At 72.4% G+C, this 11943-nt stretch carries 1 protein-coding gene; it reads left to right on the top strand.

Annotated elements, in window-relative coordinates:
- The first annotated feature begins 166 nt into the window (after positions 1 to 166).
- Positions 167 to 11932, top strand: a complete 11766-nt coding sequence (locus tag J7W19_RS02560; RefSeq protein WP_210455261.1) for a type I polyketide synthase — start codon at positions 167 to 169, stop codon at positions 11930 to 11932.
- Positions 11933 to 11943 lie beyond the last annotated feature (11 nt).

Below are 11943 nucleotides of genomic sequence, written 5' to 3'. Positions count from 1 at the left end.
GATGCCCGGCGACGACCGCGTGCCGTAGCCGCCTGCCGTAACCGCGCGCCGTAGCCGCCCGCCGTGACCGCCCGCCGATCGGGAGCCCCCGACCTCCCTTGCCTGACCTTCCTTGCCCGGTGGCCCTGCCCTTCCGAGCCCCTCGCTGATGGAGAAGTGACGTTCGATGTCGAGTGCCGAACCCAGTACCGAAGAGAAGCTTCGCCAGTACCTGAAGCGGGTGACAGTCGACCTCGGACAGACCCGCCAGCGGCTGCGCGAGGTGGAGGAACGCCACCAGGAGCCGGTCGCGATCGTCTCCATGGCCTGCCGCTTCCCGGGCGACACCCGCTCGCCCGAGGCGCTGTGGGAACTGGTCGCCGAGGGCGGTGACGCCATCGGCGCGTTCCCCACCGACCGCGGCTGGGACCTGGACGGCCTCTACCACCCCGACCCCGAGCACCCGGGCACCAGCTACGTCCGCCACGGCGGATTCCTGCACGACGCGCCCGGCTTCGACGCCGCGTTCTTCGGCATCAGCCCGCGCGAGGCGCTGGCCATGGACCCGCAGCAGCGGGTGCTCATGGAGACCGCCTGGGAACTCCTGGAACGGGCCGGCATCGACCCGGCCACCCTGAAACTCAGCCCCACCGGCGTCTACGTCGGCGCGGGCGTCCCCGGCTTCGGCAACGGCCAGGCCGACAGGTCGGTGGAAGGGCACCTGCTGACCGGCAACGCCCTCAGCGTCCTGTCGGGCCGCGTCTCCTTCACCCTCGGCCTCGAAGGCCCGGCGGTCAGCGTCGACACGGCGTGCTCCTCGTCGTTGGTGGCCATGCACCTGGCGGCGCAGGCGCTGCGCCAGGGCGAGTGCAACCTCGCCCTGGCGGGCGGCGTCACCGTGATGTCGACCCCGGGCATGTTCACGGAGTTCTCCCGCCAGCGCGGACTCTCTCCCGACGGCCGCTGCAAGCCCTTCGCCGCGGCGGCCGACGGCACCGGCTTTTCCGAAGGCGTCGGCCTGCTCCTGCTGGAACGCCTGTCGGACGCGCGCCGCAACGGACACAGAGTCCTCGCCCTGCTGCGGGGTTCGGCCGTCAACCAGGACGGCGCGAGCAACGGCCTCACCGCCCCCAACGGCCCCTCGCAGGAGCGCGTCATCCGCGCCGCCCTGGCCAACGCCGGGCTCGGCGCCGCCGAGGTGGACGCGGTCGAGGCGCACGGCACCGGCACCCGGCTGGGCGACCCCATCGAGGCCGGGGCCCTGCTGGCCACCTACGGCCGCGACCGCGACGAGGACCGCCCGCTCTGGCTCGGCTCGGTGAAGTCGAACATCGGCCACCCCCAGGGCGCCGCCGGCGTCGCCGGCGTCATCAAGATGGTGATGGCGCTCCAGCGGGAACTCCTGCCCGCCACCTTGTACGTGGACGAACCGACCCCGCACGTCGACTGGTCCTCCGGCTCCGTCCGGCTCCTGACCGAGCCGGTGCCGTGGAAGCGCGGTGAACGGCCCCGCCGGGCGGGGGTGTCCGCGTTCGGGATGTCCGGGACGAACGCGCATGTGATCCTGGAGGAGGCCCCGGACGTCCAGGAGAGCGACGCCACCGACGCCCCGGAGCCCGCTCCCGATGCGGTGGTGCCCTGGGTGATATCGGCGCGAGACGCCGAGGCGCTGCGGGAACAGGCCGTGCGCCTGGACGCGTTCGCGTCGGAGGGCTCCGCGCTGCTCGACGTGGGCTGGTCGCTGGCCACGACGCGTTCGATGTTCGAGCACCGGGCCGTGGTGATCGGCCGGGGCCTCGACGAACTGTCGGACGGATTGGGTGCGTTGGCCGCCGATGAGGTGTCGGCGGACGTGGTGGCCGGGGTGGTCGGCTCGCCTGGTGCTGGTCCTGTGCTGGTGTTTCCGGGGCAGGGGTCGCAGTGGGTGGGCATGGGTGCCCAACTGCTGGATGAGTCACCGGTGTTCGCGGCGCGGATCGCCGAGTGTGAGCGGGCGTTGTCGCCGTATGTCGACTGGTCGTTGGTCGAGGTGTTGCGCGGTGACGGCGCTGAGTTGTCGCGGGTGGAGGTGGTGCAGCCGGTTCTGTGGGCGGTGATGATCTCGTTGGCTGCTGTGTGGGCCGAGTACGGGGTCAAGCCCGCTGCGGTGATCGGTCATTCGCAGGGTGAGATGGCCGCGGCGTGCGTGGCCGGTGCGTTGTCGTTGGAGGATGCGGCGCGGGTCGTCGCCGTGCGCAGTGACGCGCTGAGGCGGTTGGCCGGGCGGGGTGCGATGGCTTCCCTCGGCGTGGGCCGGGAGCTTGCCGAAGAGCTGATCGACGGTCGCGCCGGGGTAGGGATCGCCGCCGTGAACGGCCCGTCCTCCACGGTCATTTCCGGTCCGCCGGAGCAGGTGGCGCAGGTCGTGGCCGACGCGAAGGAGCGCGAGCTCCGCGCCCGGCTGATCGACGTGGACTACGCCTCGCACGGTCCGCAGGTGGACGAGATCGCGGACCTGCTGGCCGACCGCCTGAGCGGTATCGAGCCCCAGGCCACCACGGACATCGCGTTCTACTCCACGGTCACCGCCGGCCGGATCGACACCGCCGCCCTCACCTCGGACTACTGGATCACGAACCTGCGGCAGCAGGTCCGCTTCGCCGACACCGTCGAAGCGCTGCTCGCCGATGGCTACCGCGTCTTTGTCGAGGCCAGCCCGCACCCGGTGCTGAACCTGGGCATGGAGGAGACCATCGAGCAGGCGGACGTCACCGCCACAGTGGTACCCACATTGCGCCGCGACCAAGGCGATCTGCTCCAGGTGACGCGTTCGGTCGCGCTCGCCTTCACGGCGGGCGCGGACGTCGACTGGCGGCGGTTCTTCCCGGGCGACCCCACCCCCCGTACGGTCGACCTGCCCACGTACGCCTTCCAGCGCCAGCGCTACTGGCTGGCCCCCACAGGCGGGCGCCCGGGTGATCCGGCGGGGCTCGGACTCGCCGCGTCGGGGCATCCGCTCCTCGGCGCCTCGGTGGGGCTGGCCAGCGGGGACGTCCAGTTGCTCAGCGGCCGGGTGTCGCGGCAGTCGGGAGCCTGGCTGGACGATCACGTCGTGGCGGGCCAGGCCCTCGTGCCCGGCGCCGCGCAGGTGGAGTGGGTGCTGCGGGCCGCCGACGAGGCGGGCTGCCCCGCCCTGGAGGAGCTGACGCTCCAGGCGCCGCTCGTGCTCCCCGCCGACGGGGGCCTGCAGGTCCAGGTCGTCGTGCACGCGGCCGGCACGGACGGCCGCCGTGACGTCCAGGTGTTCTCACGCCCCGATGACGACGACGCCTTCGGCTCGACGCGGCCGTGGACCTGCCACGCGACCGGGGTGCTCGGCCCGGGGCCGACGGGCGGCGACGCGGCGCCCCTGGACGGCGCCTGGCCGCCGGCCGGCGCCGAGCCGGTGGACGTCGCGGACCTCTACGCGCGGGCGGAGCGGGCGGGGTACGGCTACGGGCCGGCGTTCCGCGGCGTACGAGCCCTGTGGCGGCACCGCGGCGACGTGCTGGCCGAGGTGGCGCTGCCGGAGGAAGCCGGCGACCCGGACGGCTTCGGTATCCACCCGGCGCTCCTCGACGCCGTCCTCCAGCCCGCCGCGCTGCTCCTCCCGCCCTCCGACGGCGCTCAGGTCTGGCTGCCGTTCGCCTGGAACGACGTGGAACTGCACGCGGTACGGGCGACCACGGTTCGCGTGCGCCTCACGCCGCTCGGCGAACGGGTCGAGCAGGGGGTACGGATCACCGTGGCCGACGCCGTCGGCGCCCCCGTCCTCACCGTCCAGGGCCTGCACTCGCGCCCGGCCGACACCGACCGGCTCGCCGAGGCGGCGACGACCCAAGGCCGGGGGAGCGGTCTGTTCGACCTGGAGTGGACTCCGCTGGCGCCCGCCGGCGGGCAGCCGGAGGCCCAGGACGACTCTTCGTGGCCGACCCTGGGCTGGAACGGCTCCGGCCTCGCGGACCTGGTGGCGTCCGTCGAAGCGGGCGACCCGGCGCCGCGGCTCGTGGCCGCCCCGGTCGAGACCGCCGCGGACGACGACGGCCTGGCGCTCGCCACGCGCATCCTCGATCTGATGCAAACCTGGCTCGCGTCACCGCAACTCTCCGACAGCCGCCTGGTGTTCGTGACGTCAGGGGCGACCGCGGCCGACGACGGCGACGGCGTGGACGCGGCGGCCGCGGCCGTATGGGGACTCGTCCGCAGTGCCCAGTCGGAGCACCCGGGCCGCTTCACGTTGCTCGACATCGGCCCGGACGACACCCTCGCCACGGCCATGGCGGCGGCCCGGAACGCGGACGAGCCGCAAATGGCCGTGCGCGCCGGTGAGATCCGCGTTCCCCGACTGGCCCGGGCCGACGGCGCACGGGGCAATGCCGTCGAGGAACTCGACCCGGACGGCACGGTCCTCATCACCGGTGGCACGGGTGTGCTCGGCGGCGCGGTGGCGGAACACCTCGTCCGGACATATGGCGTACGCCACCTGCTCCTCGTGAGCCGACGCGGCGAGGACGCCCCGGGAAGCGCCGAACTCAAGCAGTGTTTGAGCGAGTTGGGCGCCGAGGTGCGCATCGCGGCGGCCGACGCCGGCGACCCCACCGCGGTCGCCGACCTGCTCGCGGGCATCGAAACGGCCCACCCGCTGACCGGCGTCGTCCACGCGGCGGGCGTCCTGGACGATGCCGTCGTCACCGCCCAGACGCCCGAGCGCCTGGCCGGGGTGTGGTCGGCCAAGGCGGCCGCCGCCCGCCACCTGCACGAGGCGACGCGCGGAATGCCGCTCGGACTCTTCGTGGTCTTCTCCTCCGCCGCTGCCCTCCTGGGCAGTCCCGGACAGGCCAACTATGCGGCGGCGAACGCCTATTGCGACGCGCTCATGCGCAACCGCCGCTCCCAGGGGCTCGCGGGCCTCTCCATCGGCTGGGGTCTGTGGCAGGCCACCAGCGACCTGACCGGGCAGCTCGGCCGGACGGACCTGGAGCGCATGAAGCGCACCGGCTTCGCGCCCCTGAGCACCGAGAACGGCCTGGCTCTGCTCGACGCCGCCCGTGCGCACGGCCGTTCGTACGTCCTGGCGGCCGACCTCGACCCGCGCACCACGGCCGACGGCCTCTCCCCGCTGCTGCGTACACTCGCCCCGCCCGTCACACGGCGCCGCGTGGCGGCGGCCGGGACGGCCGGCGGCGCGCTCGCCATGCGACTGGCCGGTCTGGACGAGGAGGGACGCCTCAACGCCGTCACCGACCTGGTGCGCGAACACGTGGCGGCCGTGCTCGGCCACGGCTCGACGGCCCAGGTGAAGGTGGACGCCGCCTTCAGGGACCTGGGCTTCGACTCGCTGACGGCGGTGGAGCTGCGCAACCGCCTGTCGGCCGCCTGTGATGCGCGGTTGCCCGCGACGCTGGTCTTCGACCACCCCACGCCCCGGGCGCTGGCCGCCCATCTGTGCACCCGCCTGGGCGGCGCCCCGGCGACCGGACCCGCCCTGCCGCCCGCCGCCGTCGAGGCGGATGAGCCCATCGCCATCGTCTCCATGGCCTGCCGCTTCCCGGGCGGGGTGACCTCCGCCGACGGGTTGTGGGACCTCGTCGAGTCCGGCGGGGACGCCATGGGCCCCTTCCCGACCGACCGCGGTTGGGACCTGGACCGGCTGTTCCACCCGGACCCCGACCACCCCGGTACCAGCTACTGCGATCAGGGCGGGTTCCTGCACGACGCGGGGGACTTCGACGCCGCGTTCTTCGGCGTCAACCCGCGTGAGGCGTTGGCCATGGATCCGCAGCAGCGGTTGCTGCTGGAGGCGTCGTGGGAGGTGCTGGAGCGGGCGGGTATCGATCCGACGTCGCTGAAGGGGACGCGGACCGGTACGTACGTGGGCGTGATGTACCACGACTACGCCAAGGCGTTCCCCGAGGCCGACGCCCAACTGGAGGGCTACGCCTACCTGGCGAGTTCGGGAAGCGTGGTCTCCGGGCGGGTGGCGTACACGCTGGGTCTGGAGGGTCCGGCGGTGACGGTCGACACGGCGTGTTCGTCGTCGCTGGTCGCGATCCACATGGCGGCGCAAGCGCTGCGGCAGGGCGAGTGCGACCTGGCCCTCGCCGGTGGCGTCACCGTCATGGCCGACCCCGACGTCTTCGCGGGCTTCTCCCGGCAGCGCGGCCTGTCCCCTGACGGCCGCTGCAAGCCGTACGCGGCGGCGGCCGACGGAGTCGGCTTCTCGGAGGGCGTCGGCCTGATCCTGCTGGAGCGTCTGTCGGATGCCCGGCGTCGGGGACATCGGGTGCTGGGTGTGGTGCGGGGTTCGGCGGTGAACCAGGACGGCGCGAGCAACGGGCTGACCGCGCCGAACGGTCCGTCGCAGGAGCGGGTCATCCGGCAGGCGTTGGCCGGCGCCCGACTGACGGCGTCGGACGTGGACGTGGTCGAGGGACACGGCACGGGGACGACGCTGGGCGATCCGATCGAGGCCCAGGCGCTGCTGGCCACATACGGGGAGGGGCGGCCGGTGGGCCGGCCGTTGTGGCTGGGGTCGGTGAAGTCGAACATCGGTCATACGCAGGCTGCCGCGGGTGTGGCGGGTGTGATCAAGATGGTGATGGCGATGCGGCGGGGTGTGGTGCCGGCGAGTTTGCATGTGGATGTGCCGACGCCGCATGTGGATTGGGCGTCGGGTGCGGTGCGGGTGGTGTCGGAGGCGGTGTCGTGGCCTGAGGTGGACCGGCCGCGTCGGGCGGGTGTCTCGTCGTTCGGCGCGTCCGGCACCAACGCGCACGTGATCATCGAGCACGTCCCCGAGCCGACGGTCCCGACGGTCCCGACGGTCCCGACGGTCCCGACGGTCCCGGAAAGGGAGCCGGCTGCCGACGCTCCGACGCCCTGGGCGCTGTCCGCCCGCAGCCCGGAGGCACTGCGCGAGCAGGCCCACCGTCTCAAAGAGGCCGTCGCTGGTGGAGTGGACCCGGCCGAGGTGGGCTGGTCCCTTCTGACGACGCGTGCCGCCCACGAGCACCGGGCTGTGGTGGTGGGGGCCGAGCGTGCGGAGTTGATCGCTGGGCTTGGGGCGTTGGCGGTGGGGGAGTCGCATGCGGGGTTGGTGGGTCCGGGTGTGGTGCGTGGGGGCAAGTCCGTATGGCTCTTCAGTGGTCAGGGGAGTCAGTTGGTGGGGATGGGGTCGGGGTTGTATGAGCGGTTCCCGGTGTTCACGGAAGCCTTCGACGAGGTGTGCGGGCTGTTGGAGGGGGAGCTTGGGGGTTCGCTGAAGGAGGTTGTCTTCAGCGGCCCGCGGGAGCGGCTGGATCACACGATGTGGGCGCAGGCGGGGTTGTTCGCGCTGCAGGTGGGGCTTGCCCGGCTGTGGGAGTCGGTGGGGATACGCCCCGATGTGGTGATCGGTCATTCCGTGGGTGAGATTGCTGCCGCGCATGTGGCGGGTGCGTTTGATCTGGCGGATGCGTGCAGGGTTGTCGGTGCTCGGGCGCGGTTGATGGGTGCGCTGCCTGAGGGCGGGGCGATGTGTGCGGTGCAGGCCACCCCGGAGGAGCTGGCCGGCAGTCTTGACGGCTCGGGCGTGAGTGTTGCGGCCGTGAACACCCCTGATTCGACGGTGATTTCCGGTCCCGTCGATGAGGTGGAGCGGATCGCAGCCGTATGGTCGGCCCAGGGGCGTAAGACGAAGGCGCTCTCCGTCAGCCACGCCTTCCACTCGGCGCTGATGGAACCGATGCTCTCGGATTTCGCCGACGCCCTCGCCGAGGTGAGGTTCAAGGCTCCCACGATTCCCCTGATCAGCAACGTGTCCGGTCTGCCCGCGGGCGAGGAGATCGCGTCCCCGGACTACTGGGTGCGTCACGTTCGCCAGCCGGTTCTCTTCCGGCAGGCCGTCGCGCATGTCGCTGACGAGGCGGGGTTCTTCGTCGAGCTGGGCCCGGCTCCGGTGCTGACCACCGCCGCCCAGCACACCCTCGACGAGATGGACGGGACCGATCCGCTGTTGGTCTCTTCGCTGGCCGCTGGGCGGGCGGATGACCTGGCCTTTCTCCAGGCGGTGGCCCGGCTGCACACGGCCGGGGCCGCTGTGGACTGGTCGGGCTGGTTCCTGGATCGCCCCGCTGTGGTGGATCTGCCGACGTATGCGTTCCAGCGTGAGCGGTTCTGGTTGTCCGGCCGGTCCGGGCGTGCGGATGCGGCGGGTCTGGGGCTGGTGGCCGCGGGGCATCCGTTGTTGGGTGCGGCGGTGGAGTTCGCCGATCGGGGTGGCTGCCTGCTGACCGGCAGGCTCTCGCGCTCGGGCGTGTCCTGGCTGGCCGATCATGAGGTGGCCGGGACGGTTCTCGTTCCTGGTGCGGCGTTGGTGGAGTGGGTGCTGCGGGCCGGTGACGAGGTGGGGTGTGCCACGGTCGAGGAGTTGATGTTGCAGGCTCCTGTGGTGGTTCCTACCGCGTCCGGTTTGCGGGTGCAGGTGGTGGTGGACGCGGCGGCGGACGACGGCCGTCGTGAAGTGCGTGTCTACAGCCGGCCCGACGACGGCGACGATGCCTGGGTCTGCCACGCCACCGGCATCCTCACCGCCGAAACCACCAACCCCACGACGGAGTTGAGCGGCCCTTGGCCCCCCGTCGGAGCAGAACCGGTGGATGTCGAGACCTTCTACGCGCGCGCCGCCCAGGCCGGTTACGCGTACGGTCCGGCCTTCCAGGGGCTGAGGTCGGTGTGGCGGGACGGCGACGACCTGCTGGCCGAGGTCGCGCTGCCGGAGGCCGCCGGTTCGCCGGACGGCTACGGCATCCACCCCGCCCTCCTCGACGCCGCGCTCCACCCCCTGCTGGCCGCCCGCTTCCCGGACGGCGGGCGCGATGAGGTGCACGTCCCCTACGCGTGGAACGGTGTTTCGCTGTGGGCCGTGGGCGCCACGACCGTCCGCGTACGCCTCAGCCCTGTCGAAGGCGGCATCGAGCAGGGCGCACGGGTGACGGTCACCGACACGACCGGTGGTCCCGTACTGAGCGTCGACGCGATGCGGACCCGCGCCGTGCAGGCGTCGCAGCTCTCGGCCCTCCAACAACGCGACGTGCACGGCCTGTTCACGGTGGAGTGGACGCCGATTCCGGCCCCGGAGCAGGAGGTACCAGACGGCGCCGGCTGGGTCACACTCGATGAAGGCGTCACCCCGGGCGATGTGGTGCGCTCCGGCGACGCAGCGCCCTGGGCGGTGGTCGCTCCCGTCGACGCCGGCGGCGACGGCCTCCGGACGGCGGAGCAGGTGCTGTCCCTGGTCCAGGAGTTCCTCGCGGCACCCCGCCTGGCCGAGTCGCGGCTGCTGCTGGTGACCCGAGGCGCCGTCGCCACCGAGGACGACAGCGACATCGACCCGGCCGCCGCTTCCGTGTGGGGGCTGGTCCGCAGCGCCCAGTCCGAACACCCGGGCCGCTTCGTGCTCGTGGACACCGACGGCGACGATCTCCCGCTCGCCGCACTGCGCTACGCCGTCGAGGAACTGGGCGAGCCACAACTCGCCCTGCGCGACGGCCGGTTCAGCGTTCCGCGCCTCACCCGGGTGCGCCGGCAGGCCGCGCTGGTCGCACCGCCCGGCGAACCGGCTTGGCGCTTGCGGATGGGCGCGGGCGGCTCGCTGGAAGACCTGACGGCGGTTCCCTGCCCTGAGGTTCTCGAACCCCTGGAGCCCGGCCGGGTCCGGGTGTCGATGAGCGCCGCGGGCATCAACTTCCGCGATGTGCTCGTGGCCCTCGGCATGGTCCCCGCGTACGGGGCGATGGGCGGTGAGGGCGCCGGCGTCGTCACGGAGGTCGCGCCGGACGTCACCCACGTCGCGGTCGGCGACCAGGTCATGGGCGTGTTCGAGGGCGCCTTCGGGTCCGTCGCGGTCGCCGACGCCCGTATGGTCGTGCCGGTTCCGTCGGGGTGGGGTGTGTTGGAGGCGGCGGGTGCGCCGGTGGCGTTCTTGACGGCTTGGTATGGGTTGGTGGAGTTGGCTCGGGTGCGTCCGGGTGAGTCGGTGCTGGTGCATGCGGCGACGGGTGGGGTGGGGATGGCGGCGGTGCGGATCGCCCGTCATCTGGGTGCGGAGGTCTTCGCGACGGCCAGTCCTGCCAAGCATGGTGTGCTGGAGGAGATGGGAATCGATGCCGAGCACCGCGCCTCTTCGCGGGATGTGGATTTTGAGGAGCGGATCCGGCGGGCCACGGGTGGTCGTGGTGTGGATGTGGTGCTGAACAGCCTGACGGGCGAGTTCATCGAGGCGTCCTTGCGGCTGCTGCGTGAGGGCGGGCGTTTCCTGGAGATGGGCAAGACCGATCTCCGGGACCCGGGAGAGGTGGCCGAGCAGTACCCCGGTGTCACCTACCACCTCTACGACCTCGTCACCGACGCCGGACCCGACCGGATCGGACGAATGTTCGAGCGCCTGGTCGAACTCTTCACCTCAGACCGGCTTAAGCCGCTGCCGGTACGTTCCTGGCCGCTGGACAAGGCGCGGGAGGCGTTCCGGTTCATGAGTCAGGCCAAGCACACCGGCAAGCTGGTGCTGGAGATACCCCCTGCCCTCGATCCCGAGGGCACGGTGGTGATCACCGGCGGCACCGGCGCGCTGGGGCGGCTCGTTGCCGAGCACCTCGTACGCGAGTGGGGTGTGCGGCGTCTGCTGCTGGCGGGTCGTCGTGGGCCGGAGGCTCCGGGTGCCGTCGAGTTGGTCGAGCACTTGCGTGGGTTGGGTGCCGTGGTGTCGGTGGTGGCGGTGGATGTGAGTGATGCGCAGGCGGTGGCGGAGCTGGTCGGCAAGACGGACCCGGCTCATCCGCTGACGGGTGTGGTGCACGCCGCCGGCGTCCTGGACGACGCGGTGGTGACGGCCCAGACCCGCGAGAGCCTGGCGCGTGTGTGGTCGGCGAAGGCCACGGCCGCCGCCAACCTCCACGAGGTGACGCGGGATCTGCGGTTGGGGGCGTTCGTGGTCTTCTCCTCCGCGGCTGCGACGCTGGGCAGTCCGGGACAGGCCAACTACGCGGCGGCCAACGCCTACTGCGACGCCCTGATGCGTCACCGTCGTGCCGCCGGCCTGAGCGGTCTGTCGGTCGGCTGGGGGTTGTGGGAGACCTCCGGCGACGGCATGACCGGTGGACTGGGTGACACCGACGTCGCCCGCATGGCCCGCATCGGCGTCAAGGCGATGAGCAGCGAACACGGCCTCGCCCTCCTCGACGCGGCACACCACCACGGCCGGCCCCACGCGGTGGGGCTCGACCTCGACCTGCGGACCCTGGCCACCCACCCCGTGGACACCAGGCCCACCCTCCTGCGCGGCCTCGCCGCCCCCGCTCCGGCCACGACGGGCAGGCCGACGGCGACGGCGACGGCGACGGCGGGCGCGCGGCCCGCCGACCTGGCGAGCCGGCTGGCCGCCCTGCCGCCGGTCGAACGGCACCACACGCTGGTCGGCCTCATCCGGGAGCAGGCCGCCACCGTCCTCGGACACCACACCGACAGCCTCACCACGGGCAGCACCTTCAAGGAACTCGGATTTGACTCCCTCACCGCGGTCGAACTGCGCAACAGGCTCTCCGCAGCCACCGGCCTGCGCCTGTCCGCCGGACTGGTCTTCGACTACCCGGACGCCGACACCCTGGCGGAACACCTCGACGGACGGCTCGCACCCGACGGCGGAACGCCCACCGGGCAGGAAGCGACCGATTCCGTCCTCCGCGACATGGCGAAGCTCGAGCACACCCTGTCCTCCGCGCTCGTCGAACACCTCGACGCGGACGCCGTCACCGCGCGTCTCGAATCCCTCCTGGCGAAGTGGCGGGCGTCCGGCGCGGCGTCCGGTGCCGCGCCCGACTCCGGCAGCGCCAAGGAGCAGCTCCAGGTCGCCACGACCGACCAGGTGCTCGACTTCATCGACAAAGAGCTGGGTCTGTGAACCGACGACCG

The organism is Streptomyces mobaraensis NBRC 13819 = DSM 40847, from assembly GCF_017916255.1.
Lineage (GTDB): Bacteria > Actinomycetota > Actinomycetes > Streptomycetales > Streptomycetaceae > Streptomyces > Streptomyces mobaraensis.
Note: the sequence above shows the minus strand (reverse complement) of the source record. Positions and strands in the feature narration are given on the sequence as shown.

What these genes read in the sequence shown, in the direction of transcription:
- J7W19_RS02560 (WP_210455261.1), top strand. Translation starts at nt 167, where the DNA reads ATGTCGAGTGCCGAACCCAGTACCGAAGAGAAGCTTCGCCAGTACCTG.